Source organism: Chitinophaga polysaccharea, assembly GCF_902150045.1.
In the GTDB taxonomy this organism is placed as follows: Bacteria; Bacteroidota; Bacteroidia; order Chitinophagales; family Chitinophagaceae; genus Chitinophaga; species Chitinophaga polysaccharea_A.
On record NZ_CABFVU010000002.1, the window covers coordinates 648,839 to 667,995 of the forward strand.

Annotated in this window: 19 protein-coding genes and 1 other RNA gene; 8 read left to right on the forward strand and 12 right to left on the reverse strand. The window is 44.5% G+C overall.

Going from position 1 to position 19,157, the window contains the following annotated elements:
- Window positions 1-783: 783 nt before the first annotated feature.
- The 4 genes from FN124_RS17345 to ffs all read right to left on the reverse strand — a co-directional run bounded on the left by FN124_RS17345 (window position 784) and on the right by ffs (window position 4,041).
- Window positions 784-1,494, reverse strand: a complete 711-nt coding sequence (locus FN124_RS17345) for an MIP/aquaporin family protein (protein WP_142686036.1) — start codon at window positions 1,492-1,494, stop codon at window positions 784-786.
- 28 nt (window positions 1,495-1,522) lie between these two features.
- Window positions 1,523-3,016: a glycerol kinase GlpK gene (gene glpK / locus FN124_RS17350; RefSeq protein WP_142686037.1), complete on the reverse strand. Its 1,494-nt coding sequence runs from the start codon at window positions 3,014-3,016 to the stop codon at window positions 1,523-1,525.
- A 151-nt stretch (window positions 3,017-3,167) separates the two neighbouring features.
- The gene (gene fsa / locus FN124_RS17355; RefSeq protein WP_142686038.1) at window positions 3,168-3,818 is read right to left on the reverse strand and encodes a fructose-6-phosphate aldolase; all 651 of its coding nucleotides are present in this window, start codon (window positions 3,816-3,818) and stop codon (window positions 3,168-3,170) included.
- Window positions 3,819-3,941: 123 nt separating this feature from the next.
- An RNA gene (gene ffs / locus FN124_RS17360) (signal recognition particle sRNA small type) lies at window positions 3,942-4,041 on the reverse strand.
- Window positions 4,042-4,243: 202 nt separating this feature from the next.
- On the opposite strand from ffs, the gene FN124_RS17365 reads away from it, so the two are divergent.
- A complete protein-coding gene (locus FN124_RS17365; protein ID WP_260607480.1) occupies window positions 4,244-4,684 on the forward strand; it encodes a DUF5684 domain-containing protein in 441 nt (146 codons plus the stop codon).
- A gap of 49 nt (window positions 4,685-4,733) precedes the next feature.
- On the opposite strand, the gene FN124_RS17370 is transcribed toward FN124_RS17365, so the two are convergent.
- Window positions 4,734-5,474: an RDD family protein gene (locus FN124_RS17370; RefSeq protein ID WP_142686039.1), complete on the reverse strand. Its 741-nt coding sequence runs from the start codon at window positions 5,472-5,474 to the stop codon at window positions 4,734-4,736.
- 120 nt (window positions 5,475-5,594) lie between these two features.
- Between FN124_RS17370 and FN124_RS17375 the strand changes: the two genes are divergently transcribed.
- Genes FN124_RS17375 through FN124_RS17395 form a run of 5 tightly spaced genes read left to right on the forward strand, consistent with a single transcriptional unit; the run spans window position 5,595 to window position 10,995 of the window.
- Window positions 5,595-6,590, forward strand: coding sequence for a stage II sporulation protein M (locus FN124_RS17375; protein ID WP_142686040.1), 996 nt, complete (start codon window positions 5,595-5,597; stop codon window positions 6,588-6,590).
- Window position 6,591: 1 nt separating this feature from the next.
- Window positions 6,592-7,416, forward strand: coding sequence for a DUF4129 domain-containing protein (locus tag FN124_RS17380; protein ID WP_142686041.1), 825 nt, complete (start codon window positions 6,592-6,594; stop codon window positions 7,414-7,416).
- Entirely contained in the window at window positions 7,413-8,639 is a 1,227-nt protein-coding gene (locus FN124_RS17385; protein WP_142686042.1) for a DUF4350 domain-containing protein, read from the forward strand. Before FN124_RS17380 ends, FN124_RS17385 begins: the two co-directional genes overlap by 4 nt.
- A complete protein-coding gene (locus FN124_RS17390; protein WP_142686043.1) occupies window positions 8,640-9,620 on the forward strand; it encodes an AAA family ATPase in 981 nt (326 codons plus the stop codon).
- A 22-nt stretch (window positions 9,621-9,642) separates the two neighbouring features.
- Complete coding sequence (locus FN124_RS17395) at window positions 9,643-10,995, forward strand: DUF58 domain-containing protein (protein ID WP_142686044.1); 1,353 nt, start codon at window positions 9,643-9,645, stop codon at window positions 10,993-10,995.
- On the opposite strand, the gene FN124_RS17400 is transcribed toward FN124_RS17395, so the two are convergent.
- The 5 genes from FN124_RS17400 to gatC all read right to left on the reverse strand — a co-directional run bounded on the left by FN124_RS17400 (window position 10,996) and on the right by gatC (window position 14,014).
- Window positions 10,996-11,685 carry a hypothetical protein gene (locus FN124_RS17400; RefSeq protein WP_142686045.1) on the reverse strand — a complete coding sequence of 230 codons (690 nt, stop codon included), beginning with the start codon at window positions 11,683-11,685 and terminating at the stop codon, window positions 10,996-10,998.
- Window positions 11,686-11,727: 42 nt separating this feature from the next.
- Window positions 11,728-12,318 (reverse strand): riboflavin synthase, encoded by a 591-nt coding sequence (locus tag FN124_RS17405; RefSeq protein WP_142686046.1) that lies wholly within the window; start codon window positions 12,316-12,318, stop codon window positions 11,728-11,730.
- Between the two features lie 21 nt (window positions 12,319-12,339).
- Window positions 12,340-12,900: a cob(I)yrinic acid a,c-diamide adenosyltransferase gene (locus tag FN124_RS17410; RefSeq protein WP_142686047.1), complete on the reverse strand. Its 561-nt coding sequence runs from the start codon at window positions 12,898-12,900 to the stop codon at window positions 12,340-12,342.
- Between the two features lie 116 nt (window positions 12,901-13,016).
- Complete coding sequence (locus FN124_RS17415; RefSeq protein WP_142686048.1) at window positions 13,017-13,718, reverse strand: ABC transporter ATP-binding protein; 702 nt, start codon at window positions 13,716-13,718, stop codon at window positions 13,017-13,019.
- 5 nt (window positions 13,719-13,723) lie between these two features.
- Window positions 13,724-14,014 (reverse strand): Asp-tRNA(Asn)/Glu-tRNA(Gln) amidotransferase subunit GatC, encoded by a 291-nt coding sequence (gene gatC, locus FN124_RS17420; RefSeq protein ID WP_142686049.1) that lies wholly within the window; start codon window positions 14,012-14,014, stop codon window positions 13,724-13,726.
- 185 nt (window positions 14,015-14,199) lie between these two features.
- Between gatC and trpS the strand changes: the two genes are divergently transcribed.
- Both trpS and FN124_RS17430 read left to right on the forward strand, forming a co-directional pair.
- Entirely contained in the window at window positions 14,200-15,207 is a 1,008-nt protein-coding gene (gene trpS, locus FN124_RS17425) for a tryptophan--tRNA ligase (RefSeq protein ID WP_142686050.1), read from the forward strand.
- A 48-nt stretch (window positions 15,208-15,255) separates the two neighbouring features.
- A complete protein-coding gene (locus FN124_RS17430; RefSeq protein WP_142686051.1) occupies window positions 15,256-15,891 on the forward strand; it encodes a deoxynucleoside kinase in 636 nt (211 codons plus the stop codon).
- A gap of 1,228 nt (window positions 15,892-17,119) precedes the next feature.
- Here the strand turns inward: FN124_RS17430 and FN124_RS17435 are convergent.
- Window positions 17,120-17,638, reverse strand: coding sequence for a hypothetical protein (locus FN124_RS17435; protein WP_142686052.1), 519 nt, complete (start codon window positions 17,636-17,638; stop codon window positions 17,120-17,122).
- A gap of 18 nt (window positions 17,639-17,656) precedes the next feature.
- The gene (locus tag FN124_RS17440) at window positions 17,657-18,817 is read right to left on the reverse strand and encodes a hypothetical protein (protein ID WP_142686053.1); all 1,161 of its coding nucleotides are present in this window, start codon (window positions 18,815-18,817) and stop codon (window positions 17,657-17,659) included.
- Window positions 18,818-19,157: the final 340 nt, after the last annotated feature.

Sequence of the window (19,157 nt, forward strand, 5' to 3'; positions counted from 1 at the left end):
TTTACTTATTGGTTTTCATGGTTGCTCACAGAATTGCGGAATAATGTCGTCCTTGGAAAAACCCCTTTACGTCAGAGTAATGATCCATGGGATTGGTTAGGGGACGGTATTTACTTTTGGCAAAATAATTATGATCGGGCATATCACTATGCAAGCAATCCTCCGCCTATAGTAAAAATTGACAAGCCTTCAGTACTTGGGCAATATTTAGTTTGGGAATTGTCTTGATTTTACGGACAAAAAGTATATAGATTTTCATACGAAACATTAGAGAAGACTACAAAAGCGGAAGGCACAAAACTACCAACAAACATAAACCCTAAAGGCAACGGGAATTCCGGAGATAAGATTATAAGACGACTGGATTGTGCTGTTATAAAGAATATTCACGAACAAATGCGAATATTGGGTGAACCACCATTTGATTCTGTAAGAGGAGTATTCTTCGAAGGAAACGAACTATATGAAGGGGCCGGTTTTTTAGATAAAACCCACATACAAATTTGTATTAGAAATCCTAATCTTATCAGAGGATATTTTATTCCGCGTAAAGAAGTAAATGGCCATAATCAATCCCGTCACTATCTGCGATGGAACTATGTCATAGCAGATGTTAAATCCTATGTAAAGCAATATTGTTTAACCAATTGCCTTAAATCTTCCAAAAATCTTCAAAAACAATAAAAATCGAAAGCAGAAAACCCAATAACCACCTTTAAAAATCAAATCATCATAATCATCATAATCCTGAGTCAGACAACCTCCGCTACAATCCCGCCGCGCTTAGTGCAGGAAATACTGGTACAGGAAAGCCGCTGCTGCTGCGCCGGTCAGCGGACCGAGAATGGGAATCCATGCGTAACCCCAGTCGCTGTTGCGCTTGCCGGGGATGGGCAGGAGGAAGTGCATCAGTCGCGGCCCGAGGTCCCTTGCAGGATTGATGGCGTAACCTGTAGGCCCGCCGAGTGACAGGCCAATGGCCAGTACCACGAACGCCACCGGCAAGGCGTCTAATGAACCGATGCCCGCAGTGGGACCGGTAATATACGAGATGGCCAGGATGAACACCAGGGTAGCGATGAACTCTGTGAGGAAGTTATATTTCGGGTTACGGATGGCTGGAGTAGTACAGAATACGCCCAGCTTGGTATCCGCATCAGGTGTTTCATCGAATTGCTTTTTATAGGCAAGCCATACCAGCAGCGCGCCGAGCATAGCGCCGGCTATTTGTGCGGCTATATAAACGGGCACGTCTTCCCAGGGAAGTTTCCCCTGCAGCGCCTGTGCGAAAGTGACAGCAGGGTTGAGGTGGGCGCCGCTGTATTTAGCAGTGGCATATACGCCAATGAATACCGCCATGGCCCATCCCATGGTGATAACGATCCAGCCACCCTGGTTGCCTTTGGATTTGTTGAGGATTACGCTGGCTACCACGCCGTCGCCCAATACGATGAGAAAGGCGGTACCTACCAGTTCTGCTAAAAAAGGTGACATAAGGAATATTGATAAGCGTGGGTAAATGTTATTCTTCGGTCCATGCCTGGGCTGCCCTGATGGCGCGTTTCCATTCACTGCACAACCGTTTGTTTTCAGCAGGCTCCATCGCAGCGTCGAAGGTGGCATCTATTTTCCATTGCTGCGCAATGGTGTCGATGCTGTCCCAGAAGCCGATGGCAAGCCCTGCAAGATATGCTGCTCCCAGTGCGGTGGTTTCTGTAATGGTGGGGCGAACCACTCTTACATTGAGCAGATCGGCCTGGAATTGCATGAGCAGGTTATTTTTTGTAGCGCCTCCATCAACTCTTAGTTCGGAGATGGGCATACCGGCATCCGCTTCCATTGCTTTCATGACATCCATTGTTTGAAAGGCGATGCTATCGAGCGCAGCGCGGGCAATATGAGCGGCGGTAGAGCCGCGGGTGAGGCCTACCATGGTACCGCGTGCATGCTGGTTCCAGTAAGGGGCGCCCAGGCCGGCAAATGCGGGCACGAGGTATACTCCATCGCTGTGAGGCACGGTAGCGGCCAGTTTTTCTACATCTGCGGAGTGGCGGATAATACCAAGGCCATCACGGAGCCATTGCACAACAGCGCCGCCAATAAAGATACTGCCTTCCAGCGCGTAAGTGGTTTTGCCATTGATTTTCCAGGCTACGGTGGTAAGCAGGTTGTTTTTGGAAGGAATGGGCTTATCGCCGGTATTCAGCACCATAAAACAACCGGTGCCATAGGTGTTTTTGAGCATGCCGGGTTGTGTGCATAACTGCCCGAACAGGGCAGCCTGCTGGTCGCCGGCAATACCGGCGATGGGAATACGGTAGGGGGTAAGGTTAGCTTCGGAGTAACCATACACTTCGCTGGATTGCTTTACTTCCGGCAACATGGAGGCTGGAATATCAAAGAGATCCAGGAGTTCCTGGTCCCATTGCATATCATGGATGTTAAATAACAAAGTGCGGGAAGCGTTGCTTACGTCTGTGATATGCAGTTTTCCGTTGGAGAAGTTCCATACGAGCCAGCTGTCTACCGTACCAAATGCGAGCTCGCCGTTGTCTGCTTTCCTGCGGGCGTCCGGCACGTTATCGAGGATCCATTTTATTTTAGTACCGGAGAAGTATGCGTCGATGCGCAGGCCGGTTTTATCTTTAATCAGTTGTTCCTTACCTTCTTTGATAAGGGTGTCGCAATAGGCCGCAGTGCGCCTGTCCTGCCATACAATGGCGTTATGTATGGGTTTGCCGGTGCGTTTGTCCCATACGATGGTGGTTTCGCGTTGGTTGGTGATACCGATGGCTGCAATGTTTTCTCCGGACACTCTTAATTTGAGGATGGCTTCAGCGGCTACGCTGGCCTGTGAGGTCCAGATTTCCATTGCATCATGTTCTACCCATCCGGGTTGGGGGAATATCTGTTTGAATTCTTTCTGGGCAACCGCTTTGATGCTGCCATCGTGGTCAAAAATAATGGCGCGGGAGCTGGTGGTGCCCTGATCCAGCGAAAGAATATATTTTCCCATTAGCTTTTCATTTATATATTACCGGGTTTACGTGGATATTATTATTGAATTTAGATAAATTATCCAACAAAACATGATCATCTCCCCGAGGGAAAAAAAATCCCCGGCGCAATTACTGCACCGGGGATACACCATCTAAAAAATATTGAGACTACATTTTCTTTGCGTCTTCCAGGAATTTAGCGAGACCGATATCTGTTAACGGATGTTTTAGCAGGCCGAGAATAGAATCTAACGGGCAGGTACATACGTCGGCGCCCACTTCAGCACATTTCACAATGTGAAGAGCGCTACGGATAGAGGCAGCCAGGATTTCGGTTTTATAACCCTGTAAGCTGTAGATCTGTGCAATCTGGGCGATCAGTTCCACGCCATCCCAGTTGGTATCGTCTATACGGCCAATGAAGGGAGAAACGTAAGCTGCGCCTGCTTTTGCAGCCAGGATGGCCTGACCTGCAGAGAACACCAGGGTACAGTTGGTTCTGATACCATTGTCAGTAAACCATTTGATGGCTTTTACACCATCTTTTATCATAGGCACTTTCACCACGATGTTCGGGTGAATAGCGGCCAGTTTTTTACCTTCTTCAATGATAGAATTAAAATCGGTAGAGAGCACTTCTGCACTTACATCGCCATCTACTATTTCGCAGATGTCTTCGTAATGTTTAATAATTGCAGCGTCGCCTTTGATACCTTCTTTGGCCATCAGGGAGGGATTGGTGGTTACACCATCCAGAACGCCAAGATCATGAGCTTCTTTGATTTGCGCCAGATTAGCTGTATCGATAAAGAATTTCATACTATGATAAATTAGTTGTCAGGAAATGAGCGTTTGTGGAGATGCTGTCATTAGTGAAAGAGGTGGAGAAAATAGCAACCAGAATACTATTGACAAGCAACTAATGACAATAAAACAAAGAAAAAAAGGCAAGTTACTTATATCGCACCGCTACAACCACCTACCCTTGCTACATTCCTGTCCTGGGGGAGTTCAGTAGGAGCTGGTCGTATAAGACTTGCCGGTTGCAAAGGTAATATAAAGCACTGAATATCCAAATATTAGAAATGGAAATGTTGAAATATTTTTTAAAACCGTAGGAATACGTATTCTTTGGAGGTTAATACTGATTACGCTATGTAATGGGAAAAATTATATATATTTGGAAAGTGAACGTATCCCAAATTATATTGTCATTCATTTTACAAACCACTTAAACCTCAATTATGGAAACAAGTTATGAAAGCAGCAGTGCCTTCGGCGCCATGTTCAGTGGCGTATTTTTGATTATCTGTTTAGCGTTTCTCGTCTTTTTTGTCATCTGCATGTGGAAAGTATTCGAGAAAGCAGGCCAGGAAGGCTGGAAAGCAATTATCCCTATCTACAACGTTTATGTGCTTACGCAAATCATTGGCAAGCCCTGGTATTGGGTGATCCTGATGTGTATTCCCTACATCGGTATCATCTGGGGGATCTGGGCTACCAACCTGCTCAGTAAAAGTTTCGGTAAAACAGAAGGGTTTACAGTAGGGCTGGTATTATTGCCTATCGTGTTTTACCCGATCCTGGCATTCGACCGCACTATTGTGTACAAAGGTCCTGCAGGTGATCCTACCCGTTTCAACAATGTGAACGATGATCTGAATTCGATAGGAAAAACGGCCTGATCAAAATAATTGGCATTAAAGAAAGGCGGCTGAAACTCAGTCGCCTTTTTTAATGCTCTTTAGTAGTATAATAATTATAATCATTCAGCACTGTTTCGAGGAAATACGTATTGGGGAGTTCCGATTCAATATGCAGCACTTCCTTCACCCTCATTGCCACCCTGCCTGCGAGATCCTCATCATTTGCCTTCAGTGCGCGGTCCAGCAGGTCTTTCACTTTATTCATATCCCTGTCGGAAAGTTTCATGATCTGCGGGAACTGCGGTTTGTAATCGCTGTTGGAAAGATCCCGGAAGATGGTTTCTTCAATACTGCCTTTTCTTTTGGTACTGATCACGATGGTGCCGGCTACCAGGTCGCCCAGCCGCTGGTTATAAGGTGTGCGCACAATTGATACGGTAGGGATAATGACTGGTACCAGCATGAAAAAGTACAGGGGCGTTTCTATAATACGGAATATCCATCTTATCAGGTGCTGGCTGATGCTTGGCTGGTTGCCTGTCATGCTTACCACCTGCAGGTTCAGTATTTTTTTTCCGGGTGTTTGTCCTTTCATACCTATTTCCGTGGCCGGAAAATAAAATAACAGGGGCAGCAGCACCAGGATGAAATAGATACCTATATGACCTTCCATTTCTATGCGGAAAGAACTTAATGTCATGTATGCCACCAGGTAATAAAAAGCACGGATGGCAAAATCGATGAGCCAGGCCAGGAATCTTTTCATGATATCTGCTGATTCAAATTCCAGGTCTATATTGAAAGAAGTCGGTATTTTTATGTCTGCCATACTCAAATTTACATATTTGTTTATATATTGTTAGACGATTTAGTATGTTTGCCGGTATTTCCCCATTAGTAACCCATTACTGTAGGTGATATCTGTATTTTAAAAGGGAAAGGACTCACTATGAGAGAATCGCTGTTTATCAAAAAGAATTTGTCGCGCTGGAAGAAATACCAGGAGGAACCGACAGACGACCCTGATGAAATGGCGGAAAGATTTGTATCACTGCTAGATGATCTGTCTTACGCTAAAACTTTTTACAGCTTCAGTAAAGTAACCCGCTATATCAACGGTTTAGCTGCAGGTATTTATCACCGCATTTACCAGAACCGCAAGGAAGATGTAGGACGTTTCCAGTTGTTTTTTAAATATGAATTACCGTTGTTGTTCCGTAAGCATCACCGGTTGTTATTATTTACGCTTTGTTTCTTTTTATTGTTCTGTATCATCGGCGCATTTTCATCGGCACATGATGAAACCTTTGTGCGTGGCGTATTGGGAGATGAATACGTAAACATGACCGAACGGAATATTGCCAATAAAGATCCTTTTGGCGTATATAAAGATGGCAATTCTATACTGATGTTTTTCCGGATTGCCTATAACAATATCATGGTATCTTTCTATTGCTATTTAGGTGGCATTTTCCTTGGTGTTGGTTCCCTTTACCTGTTGATGCGCAATGGCGTGATGCTGGGCGTTTTCCAGTATATCTTCTTTTCGCACGGGCTGGGTTGGAAATCTATCCTGGTGATATGGATACATGGCACGCTGGAAATATCCAGTATCGTGATTGCCGGTTGCGCGGGTATCATTATGGGCAAAAGCATCCTGTTCCCCGGCACGCGGAAAAGACTGGATTCCCTTCGCAAAGGCGCTAAAGACGGTATCAAGATCATGGTAACCCTGATCCCGGTATTTATTGTAGCAGCTTTCCTGGAAAGTTTTGTAACCAGGTATACGGAGATGCCGCTGGCGGTAAGTCTTTTTATCCTCCTGGGCTCACTGGCTTTTATACTGGGCTATTTTATTTTTTATCCCATTTACCTGCATAAGAAAGGATATCGATTGAGTGCGGAAGGGAAAGTATTAACACCATTTATCCTTTCAAAGCAGTAACATGAATATTTTTCACCGGATTAAATACTGCCTGCTGTTACTGCTGCTTTGCGGGGCCCTGCAAAGTATGGGGCAATATGAACAAACCGCCAGGAGCAAGGAAGAATACGACAGTTTACTGCAAGCAGGGATCACGGAAGATAGCATTGCTACCGTAAATGCAGCCGCTGAAGCGGAAGAAACAGCCGCCGGATCAAATGAAAATTATGAAGAGGAAGCGCCTCCCTTCGAGCTGCGCACTGTACCGGATTCACTGGTAAAAGCACTGAAAGAAAATAAAAAACTGCAGTATAAAGACATACCACCGGAGCCTCCACCGGATAACTCCTGGATGCAGCGGTTTTTAATTGCTTTATTTTCCGCTATCAGCACTATCCGCATTATTGTAATGCTATTGTTGCTGGCGGGTTTGGGCTTCCTGGTATATTGGTTCATGAAAAGCAATGGCATTGGCTTCTTCCGCAAACCTAAATTAATAGAAGGTTTAACAGAGGTGCATGAGGAAGAACTGCACAGTGCGCAGGAATACGAAGAAAAAATAAAAGCGGCAGTAGCAGCCGGGGAAACGCGGCAGGCCATCCGCTGGTGGTACCTGTATACCTTATTCCAGCTGGCAGGGCGGGAGCTGATAGTACCCGGAAGAGAGAAAACCAACAACGACTACCTGCGCAGTATGCGGAGTACCCCCTATTATAAAAAATTTGCCACACTCACACTGGACTATGAATATATCTGGTACGGAGGATTTGATGTAAGTGAGGAAAATTTCAGAAATATTAACCAGGAGTTCAGGGATTTTAATAACACAATCGGAAAAGTTTCGTGAAGAAGAAGCCTATATATGCGATCCTGTCTGTTTTGCTGCTGCTGGTAGTACTGGTAGTGGCAAGCGGGAATTTTGCGAGCAGAAAGAATGAGCAGTCTACCGACATGACGCAATCATCTTTTTACAGCAAGGATAAAAAAGCGGGAGGCGCCTATGCAGCTTTCAGAATGCTGCCGCAGCTGTTCCTGAGAAATTCTGTGCAGGTGGTAACAAAGCCATTTGCAAGAACTTTTGATAAAGACAATGAAATAAAATTCCGCAATAATGTATACATCCTGGTAGCCGACCGGCTGTTTACCACAGAGACGGATATAGATGCTATGCTGGACTACGTATCGCGGGGAAATGAGTTGTTTATTGCCGTCAATACGCCGGATCCCCTGCTGGAGAAAACGCTGAAATTTGTTACCGTGGAAAGCAGCAACATGCAATTCAAAAAAGCAGGTGTAGTACAGCGGTATGCAGATGAAACCATCCCGATGGATACTTCCTTCAGGTACCCGGGTATGGTAAGCGGCAGTTATTTCTCAGGGGTAGACAGCAATACCACCAGCATTCTGGGCTACAATTATAAAAACAAACCCAACTTTATCCGCATTGCCTATAGTCGTGGTTACGTTTACCTGCTGCTGAATCCATATACTTTTACCAACTACTTTTTACTACACCGCGATAATGTAAAAGCGCTGGAAACACAGTTGTCGTACCTGGCAGACGGCGCCAGTAATGTATACTGGGATGATTTTTATAACAGCCAGCACAGTGCGCAGTCCGGCGATTTCAGTGAATGGCAGGTGCTGATGCGTTATGCATCCATGCGCTGGGCAGTATGGCTCACCGTGGCACTGCTGCTGTTGTATGTGGTGTTTGAAAGCAAGCGCCGGCAGCGGATCATTCCCGACAGGCCTCCTGTAAGCAATACTTCGCTGGAGTTTGTGGATGCCATCGGCCAGTTGTATTACCAACAGCATAATAACTACAACCTGGCGCATAAAATGATCGTTCATTTTATGGGGTATATCCGTTCCCGTTATTACCTGAACACCAATGTACTGAACGATGAATTCATTGCTTCGCTATCGCGTAAATCGGCGATGCCGGAAGAAGATATAAGGAAGCTGCTGCATATGGTGCACCAGGTTCAGCTGAAAGAAAATATAAGCGATGAAGAGCTAAAGGACTTTTATAACCGCATTCAACAATTTTATATAAACACGCAATAAATGGATACCAATACATTTCAACCCAGGACTGATTTTTCTGCCTTGCATGAAGGTGTGGAAGCTATCAGGGAGCAGATAGGTAAAGTAATAGTAGGGCAGCACCAGATGGTGGACCTGCTGATAGCGGGTTTGCTTACCCAGGGGCATGTACTGATTGAAGGTGTTCCCGGTGTGGCCAAAACGCTCACTGCCAAGTTGCTGGCGCAATGCGTGGATGCTGATTTCAGCCGCATCCAGTTTACGCCTGACCTGATGCCGGCGGATGTACTGGGCACTTCTGTTTTTAACCCGCAAACCAGGGAGTTTGAATACAAGAAGGGACCTGTTTTCAGCAACCTGGTGCTGATCGATGAAATAAACCGCGCCCCCGCCAAAACGCAGTCGGCCCTGTTTGAAGTAATGGAAGAAAGGCAGATCACCAATGACGGCACCACCTGGTCGCTGGACCGGCCATTTATGGTAATTGCCACGCAAAACCCGATTGAGCAGGAAGGTACTTACCGGTTGCCGGAAGCGCAGCTGGACAGGTTCCTGTTTAAGATAGAAGTGAAGTATCCCAACCTGGAAGAGGAAGTAGCGGTATTACGCGGCATTCATCATTTCAACGGAGAAACAGATCTTACAAAAATGATCAGCAAAGTGGTGACAACCACGCAGATCATAGAATTCCAGAACCTGGTAAGACAGGTAGTGGTAGATGAAAAGCTGTTTCATTACATTGCCTCTATTATCAACGAAACGCGCATGAACTCATCGCTGTACCTGGGAGCTTCACCACGTGCATCCATTGCCGTTATGAACTGCGCCAAGGCATCTGCTGCAATGAAGAACCGTGATTTTGTGATCCCTGATGATGTAGTGGAAATGGTGCCCCACGTATTACGCCACCGTATTATACTTACTCCTGAAAAAGAAATGGAAGGCATCAAAACAGATGATGTGATCGCACAGATCGTAAAAACGATAGAGGTACCGAGATAATCATCTCCAAGAAGATATTAGTATGTCAGCCACTGTAAAAAATAATTTATTCCAGATACTCTTTTTTACCAACAGGCTTTACTTCCTGCTGGGAGGGAATATCCTGTTGTTTATCCTTTCGTTTTTTGTTCCGCGTATTTTCAATATTGCGGTGATCGCGTTTATTGTGCTGGTGGGTATTGTATTGCTGGATATGATCCTGCTGATCCTGCGCCCTTCTTCCATTGTATCGATGGAACGGAAAACCGGTAACCGTTTCAGTAATGGAGATGATAACGAGGTGCTGCTTGACTTCCAGAGCCGGTATCCGTTCCCGGTATTTGTATCTGTAATAGATGAGCTGCCGATGCAGTTCCAGCGCCGCGATTTTTTACTCCAGGCAAAGGTGCCGGCGGGGGGTGGGCATACTTTCCGGTATGTATTGCGGCCTGTTGAAAGGGGGCTGTATAATTTTGGTTATAGTAATGTATTTGTGAGAAGCGCATTGGGTATTGTGAACCGGCGGTTTATTTTTAATAATGAACAAACCATCAGCGTATATCCCAGTTTTCACCAGCTGCGGCATTATGCATTGTATTCGTATATGAACCGGCTGAATGAGCTCGGCGTTCACAAATGCCGGGTAATTGGCCATAGTATGGAGTTTGATCACATCAAGCCCTATGCAAAAGGAGATGATGTGCGTATGCTGAACTGGAAAGCCACTGCCCGCAGTGGTAACCTGATGATCAATAATTATGTGGAAGAGAGATCGCAGCAGGTGTATTCCATCATTGATAAAGGCCGGAATATGAAGATGCCTTTCAATGGGTTATCGCTGCTGGATTATGCGATCAATTCATCGCTGGTGTTCAGTAATGTGGCGGTTGACAAAGGGGATAAGGCCGGGCTGGTTACTTTTACGGAAAGCAAAGTAGAGGTATTGGCAGCCAGCAATAAAAAAATACAGGTGAACAAGATCCTTGAAACGCTGTATGCACAGGAAACATTATGGCAGGAGAGCGACTATGAAGCCCTGAGCGTGCAGCTGCGCGGTAGTTTATCCACACGGTCGCTGCTGATGATCTATACTAATTTTGAGTCGATGTCGGGCCTGCACCGGCAGTTACCTTTTTTACGGCGTTTGGCGCGTTATCACCTGGTGCTGGTGGTGTTCTTTGAAAATACAGAGCTGAAGCGCGTTACGGAGCAAACCGTGCAGGATGTGGAAGGTATTTACAAACAAACCATTGCGCAGAAGTTTGCTTACGATAAGAAGCTCATTGTAAAGGAGCTGGCTAAATATGGTATTATGTCGTTGCTAAGCCCCCCGGAGCAACTGACACTGAATGTAGTGAACAAGTATCTTGAGTTGAAATCCCGTATGCTGATCTAGTTAATTTCTCCGTTTTCTTTTAAAGAGCCCGTCGGTATTTTTCATAATGAGCGAGTCCGCGTCCGGGGCTTGTTTTACGGGGATCACCGAGCGCAGGTAAAGCCGGTTGTTATGTTTGTACCAGGCTTCTACTGTTACTGATTTTACCGTATCATTTTTAGGTAGTAAGAGATCCTGACCAATTAATTTCCCACCTGAAGCAGCAAAGCGGACAGCGCTTGTATCGAGTGGAAATACTTTCCCGCTGCTGAATTTTCCTTCTACATTCAGGTAAAAACGGATATCGCGTTTTATACTGTCGGCATAATGATTGAACCGTATGCCGGTGATGACGGGTAGTTGCAGGAAAGCCTGATGAGTGGAGTTGTCGGGTGTAGTAACGGTAAGGGTTATACGGTAATTATCTTTCACCAGCTGTTCCCTGTTAAAACGTAATACACCGTTTTGTACCTGCCCATTGCTGCTGTTTATGGTTAATTTGTTCCAGCGCAGGTTTCCTTCCAGCAGGCCTGCTGTTTGCTGTGTGGAGCTGTCGGTATACGTAAGCCGGATGCCCAGTGGGGCTGTGTTGTACAATTCGGTTACTGCATCTGCATCATAAAAGGCTGTTATGCGCGCTACTTTTGCCTGCTGTGCATTTGCCGGCAGGGTAAAAAAAAGGACGGTGCAGAGCAGGAGATATTTCAGCATGCGGTTTCCATTTGTTTTAGCGCCCGGCAGGCGCCGGGTGTATTAATTCCTTACCGCCATTTGCCTGGCCACGTATTTACCGAGGATATCAAATTCCAGGTTTACGAGGCTGCCGGTTTTTATTTTCGATATATTGGTGAATTCGTAAGTGTATGGAATGATGGCCACGGAGAATTCATCGTTGGTAACGTTGAAAACGGTAAGACTGATGCCGTTGAGACAGATGCTTCCTTTTTCCACGATCAGCGCTGCAAATTCGGAGGGGTAGCGGAAGCGGTAAAGCCAGCTGCCGTCCTGTTCCTGGCAGGAGAGGCATTCGCCTACACTGTCTACATGGCCCTGTACCAGGTGCCCGTCGATGCGGCCGTTGAACACCATAGCTCTTTCCAGGTTTACGAACTGAGTGGGGCTGAGCTGGCCGAGATTTGTTTTTTGCAGGGTTTCATCTACCGCTACGGTTTCGTAGGTATTGCCATTGATGTTGGTAACGGTTAAGCAAACGCCGTTATGCGATACGCTCTGGTCTACTTTCAATTCGGCTGCCAGTGGCGTTTGTATCGTGATCACCAGGTTGCCGCCTTCTTTCCTGGTAGATACTACTTCTGCTAGTGTTTCTATGATTCCTGTAAACATTTGGCAAATTTAAGCAATTTTCTATACCCGGGGTTTCCAGGGGATTTCAGCTGCACCCAGTTTGTGGCCGGTCCAGCGGGCAAGTACAAAAAGATAATCGCTGAGGCGGTTAATATATTTCAGTACCAGGGGCTCAATGAACATATCGTGTTCCTGCATGCCTACGCAGAGGCGTTCTGTGCGGCGGCATACGCAGCGGGCGATGTGGCAGGTGGATACGGCTACATGGCCGCCGGGAAGGATGAACGACTTCATGACAGGGAGCTCCTCATTCATCTGGTCGATGCTTTTTTCCAGGAGGGTAATATCCGCTTCGTGGAGGTCCGGTATTTTCAGTTTGGTTTCCTTGTCGGGGTCGCAGGCCAGTGCGGCGCCTATGGTAAAGAGGCGGTCCTGTATTTCGCGGAGCAGGTTTTTGGTATCCTGGTCGGCGATGTAATCGTTTACCAGGCCGATGTAGGAATTGAGCTCATCCACGGTGCCGTAGGCATCGATGCGGACATCGCTCTTGGGTACTTTGGTACCGCCAATGAGGGATGTTTTGCCCTTATCGCCTGTTTTAGTATATATTTTGAAAGACATGGGTGTTGGTGTTGCTTGGTCTGCAAATTACGAATAACGGCATTACGGATCACCTCAGCCGAGGTGTTATGGATCGCTGAGATGCCTGTAATGTGCCGTTGTTTGTAACTGATATTTTACGCGTGTACTTTTTCGTTGATACGGTCTGATTCGATAACGCCGTCACGGAGGCGGATAACACGGCGGGCGTGGTCGGCAATATCCTCTTCATGGGTAACCAGTACTACGGTATTACCGGAGGCATGGATGGTACCAAAGATCTCCATGATTTCCACGGATGTTTTAGAGTCGAGGTTACCGGTGGGCTCATCGGCAAGGATGAGGGATGGATTGTTTACCAGGGCGCGGGCGATGGCCACGCGTTGACACTGTCCGCCGGAAAGCTCATTGGGTTTGTGTTTATAGCGTTCGCCAAGACCTACTTTTTCCAGCATGGCGATGGCTCTTTCGTCTCTTTCCTTTTTGCTTATGCCTGCATAGATGAGCGGGATAGCTACATTTTCCAGGGCGGTAAGGCGGGGCATGAGGTTGAACTGCTGGAATACGAAGCCTATTTCCTTGCCGCGAACAAGGGCCAGATCGTTATCTTCCATTTTGCTCACATCATGTCCGCTGAGAACATATTTCCCTGCGGTAGGAGTGTCGAGACATCCGAGGATGTTCATGAGGGTAGATTTCCCGGAGCCGGAGGGGCCCATGAGCGCTACGTATTCATTTTTGAAGATGTCCAGCGATACGCCTTTTAGTACCGGTAATTCATTTTTACCGAGAAAATAGCTTTTCCTGATTTCTTCCAGGTGTATGACGGACTTTTCCATGTGGGTTATTTCTTTATTATTTTCGGTACTTTAAAGTATTCCTCCGTGGCGGAAGGCGCGTTTTTCAGAGCTTCTTCACGGGTGATCACGGGTATTACCTTATCTTCCCTGAAAACATTATAATCATCTGTCAGATGAAGTAATGGTTTTACGTTGGTCGTATCCAGTTCATTGAGTTTCTCCACAAAGGTGATCATCCTTTGGAGGTCTCCCCGTATTTCAATCTTCTCCTGGTCATTGAATTCCAACCGGGCCAGATCGGCCAGCTGCTGCACCAGTACGTCGTTCACTTCCATAATCAAATTAAATCAAAAGATAATGAAATATAAATGGTAAATATGATAGTATCTCAAAATTAGGGATAAACGGACAGAATAAAGTGCTTTTGATCATCTGCTTTTGGCTTTTGGCGTTTTTTTTACAAAACAGCCTGTTGTGAATGGCTAAAAGCTAAAAGCTATTCTTTAAATTGCGCCCTGTTATGGCTACTGAAAAAGAAATTGTGGTAAGCGGCATACGCCCTACCGGTTATTTGCATTTAGGCAATTATTTTGGCGCTATCCGTAATTATATCCGGATGCAGGACGAGTTTAACTGCTATTTTTTTGTGGCAGACTGGCATTCGCTGACCACCCATCCTGATCCGAAGGATCTTCCCGGGAATGTAATGCGGGTATTGGCGGAGAATATTGCATCAGGACTGGATCCTGAGAAAGTATCACTGTATGTACAGAGCGACATCCCTGAAATAGCGGAGCTGTACCTGCTTATGAATATGCTGGCCTATGTGGGCGAGCTGGAAAAGGTGCCTACCTTTAAAGATAAAGTGCGGCTGCAGCCGCAGAATGTGAACGCGGGGCTGCTTACTTATCCCGTGCTCATGAGCGTGGACATCCTGATCCAGCGTGCGGTAAAAGTGCCGGTGGGCAAGGACCAGGGGCAGCACCTGGAAATGGCGCGTAACTTCGCCCAGCGGTTCAATCACCGTTATGGTGACCTGTTCCCTGAGCCGGAGGCATTCAATTATGGTGACAGCCTGGTACGTATCCCCAGTTTGGATGGCAATGGTAAAATGAGTAAAAGTGAGAATGAACTGGCTACCTTATACCTGGCAGATGAGGATGATAAGATCATCAACAAGATCAAAAAAGCTAAAACAGACAGCGGCTCCGGTGAGCCGGGCGCACCTATACCTGAAACGGTACAGAACCTGCTGGATCTGATGAAACTGGTGTCTGCCCCGGATGCGCCGCCGTTCTATGAATCTGAATGGAATAATAAGGGCAATATCCGGTTCGGGGATCTGAAAAAGCAGTTGGGAGAAGATATGGTGAAATTTATATCGCCTATCCGGGAGCGGTCGAAAGAGCTGCAGCGTGATACCGACTACCTGAAGAAGATTATGAAAGCCGGTGCAGAAAAGGCCAGGGCGAATGCGGCACAAACTTTGCAACAGGCGAAAAAACTAATTGGAATAAATTATTATTGAAAAAGTCGCCAACTGTAGCTATTTTCAGTATTAACCACTTCATATCGCATGGCAAAACAGCATAAGATCAAACATATCGCCATCGCCGGCAATATCGGCGCCGGCAAAACCACGCTCACAGAAATGTTGTGCAGGCATTACAAATGGCATCCCCAGTATGAAGATGTAGAGCACAACCCTTACCTGAACGACTTTTATGAAGATATGCCCCGCTGGTCTTTCAACCTGCAGGTATATTTCCTGAACGGAAGGTTGAAACAGTTGCTGGAAGTGCAGAACGGGAAAGAAACGGTGATCCAGGACAGGACCATTTATGAAGATGCACATATTTTTGCGCCTAACCTTTATGAAATGGGGTTGATGACCAAACGTGATTTTGATAACTATTTCAATTTTTTTGAAACGCTGAAAAGCATGGTGAAGCCACCGGACCTGCTGATTTACCTGCAGGCATCCGTTCCCACGCTGGTAGCGCAGATACAGAAAAGGGGAAGGGAGTACGAGGAAAATATCCGCCTCGACTACCTGAAACGCCTGAACGAATATTACAATAATTGGATTGAAAAGTATAACGAAGGACCATTACTGATCATTGATATTGATAAGAACAAATTCCCTGAGAGCGATGAGGACCTGGGAGAAATTATTTCGAGGATCGATTCCCAGTTGTACGGTTTGTTCTGATGTGTGCGCGGATTTTTTCTGACTCAGGATTTTGATGATTACGATGATTTGATTTTTGGGGATTTGAATGTTTTTTTGTTTTTGAGTAGATGATTGGCGGGTTTTGTGAAATTATAGAAGGTTGTTTCTTTATCAGGGAAACAACCTTTTTTTATGGGATATGCTGAGAGTAAAAGAAAGCTATATAATCAATTTAATCATGGTAGTCCATTTGGCACTGTAACTTCCTTTTTAGAAGTAAGCTCACGACGAATAGCATCTTTAAAATTCTGTTGCAGTAAAGTTAGCGCATCATCCATACCCTCCAAAGAAGTACTTGTTGTTGCTTACTTTTTTCTAATTTCCCATCCTTTAATTTTTAAACAGGCGCTTAAACTTACCAGAGTATTGTCATTGTATATTGTAATATTCAGCTACTTTAAATAGCAGTAAAGAAGGAGTGGATTAGGACCTTCAATTTTGTTCCACTAACACTGAGGTCATTAAACATAAGCATTGTGAAAACATATCTGATCGTTACCAATGAAGTTGCGTGCTACCTGGTACCATTTTACTTTCAGTTTTCTGCAGTGGTAGTCCGGATCCATGCATAACCTTTTTCACTTATCAAGTCGACTTCTCCAAATTGAAATATTCCAGGATAAAGATCATTGGCATTTGCAACAAAAGACCCACCTAAGCAGTTTTAATTAGAAAAATGAAGCAGATAAAAAATCCAATCACTCCCTTTGAATTCATAATATAACTTAGGTGTGTGATAATGCTTTGCGGATATCATTAGTGTCTAGTCGTTGACTCTCATCTATTTCTATATTCGAAGCATTCATGACAATAGGAGGTCGAAAATAGCTGAACTTAAGTCATAATTCGTATCATTGAAATTATAAATCTGTGTAAAATAATTCGCTGTCACAAGACCATTTTCCGGGGCTGCAAATACAAAATGAACTGAATCTATTATTATATAGACAGTAAGTAGTAAATCATACCTTTTCCGTGAAGGTTGCCCATGCAGGAATGCAGACCATTTAACATCAGCTTGCTGCAATTTCAACAGATTATCTTTAAACTCTTCGGGAGCGTTCTCTGAGAATTTAAGGGATCTTTTGGTGATAGCTCATTATCCCCCAACGAGTTAACAGTCCTGGCTACCCAGCTTTTAAGTTGATTAGAGATAGCAGCATTAAGCATTGCCTTAAAGGATAAGTAAAGTATATTTCCAACTAATCTACGGTATTGGTTTACTTATAGAAATGACTAAAGGCTTAAGAAAAAATAATGAATGTTGCGGATATTTATCAAAAGATAGTCCAGCATTAACAATGTCTGCAAACTCCCCAGAATTTATTCTCTCATTACAGTCAGTACTTAAATAATAAACCATTGGTACAAGGAATGAGTAAGTACCACTACTTTTTATGCTAGGAAACAGCTTTTCCCATTTTATGGATTCTAAAATCACAAGGTTATTTAATATATCGTTTTTAAGCTCTATGGGAAAATTTTTTGAGAATTGAATTTCTTTCTTTATAGCGATGTTTTTGTTTAATTTCCTATCAATTCTAATAATAAATGCGATAACAGAAGATTTGCAGGATTCTGCAACATCTCTGGGAATTCTGAAATTACGTATTGTTTTTTTAGCCAAAGTATCAAATTCTGCCTGATACATTGTCTCTTTGTTTTGGGCAGTTACCATAATTCTACCAAAGCAAGATAATAAGATTAAGATGCAAAATGTTTTCATAAGAGTCTCCGATTATTATTAATTACATTTCGTCCCTAATGTACCAGTTTTATATTTCTTATTGGCTTCAATTATTGAGTTAATACCATGAACAGCTTCATGAAGGATTGTTGCGGCAATATATTCTTTCGAGGCATTTTGAAGCTCACTGGTATTTAAGGTAATCCCTATTGCTCTGTATCCTCGTGAGGTACCCATATCTCTTGTATCTCCATCAACCCCCTGTTTTAATTTACCTTCTTCAATATCCAAATTTATGACATCCGTGCTTCCAAAAAGTTTATTAAGCATTTTACTAATTGTATTTTGCAATGTTTTAGATTGTATTTCTGAGAATATAGTTTTAAAACACGGTGTTGTTAATTTATTTGCAATATCAAAAACGCTGGTATGGGTACCACTCCCTCCGCCCCCTATAGGCATTGGATTATTAGGAGTAACCGGCCCGCCAGGCTTAGGCAGTACCGGCTCTGAAGGAAAAGGAATATTAGTACCAGGAGTACTTGGAGTACGCGGTCCGGGTGCGGTCACTTCCACTGGAGGGAGGTCAATTTCAAAGCCTGGACCATCATCATCAAGACCTCCTGGTTTTTTCTTTGGCTTCGGCGGATCTATGGGATCATCCACCATCAAAGCCCGTGATTTGTATTTCAGGTCACCAGTCACAAGGCCATCTTTAAAACGTCTGCCCCTGAGAGGAACGTTGTCAAATGGATCAAAAATAATTATGTCACCAGTAAAATCCCCATTGGTCACAAATTGCCTCATGTTTTCATCTCCCTCCCGACCTTTTGCAGTCAGATATGCTTTAACCGGCCGTACTTCCTGAATAGCTCCTAAGACAATCCCATTTGAATCTTTTTGAAACAAAATGTCCCGGTAGCCGACTGGAAGATTATAACCGATTAATGGCACTTTTAAAATGCTTGATTTATCTTGAAACTTAAAAAACTGGGCGTTTCCCCAATCCGGAATTCCAGGGTTAGGTCGTTGCTTTAGCACCGGTTGAATTCCTGATGGTCCTAACGAAAGCCAATTTTTCGCTTCTTTAACTGAAATATCGGTTGGTCGATTTTGGGCTAATTCAGAAGAATTTTTTTGGCAGCCGGATATAGCTAAAACCAACAGAAGAAGTACAGGCATCGCCGACTTAAGGGGTCTCATAACAATCTTTAACATGTTACTAGGGGTGCGGGTTAATCATTAAAATTTAGTTCTCAAACAGACTTTCATGAAAGTACATGCTTCGGGTGAAATAAACAAAATAGATCACAAAATTCAATGATCTAGATAAGTACAAGATGTTTGAGATTTAGTTGCTATGAGATATAGAATCGGTGTACGTATGAAAACGTAGCCTCTTATTTATATATCCCTGCAAGCTAACCACGAATTGCATCTTTAAAATCCTGTTGCCATTCCCCAGTTAAATCAGCGTAATCATCATAATCCTGAGTCAGACAACATCCACGGTGTTTATGTTTCATTAACACTTCTCTTATTTCAGCTGTTTATTTTT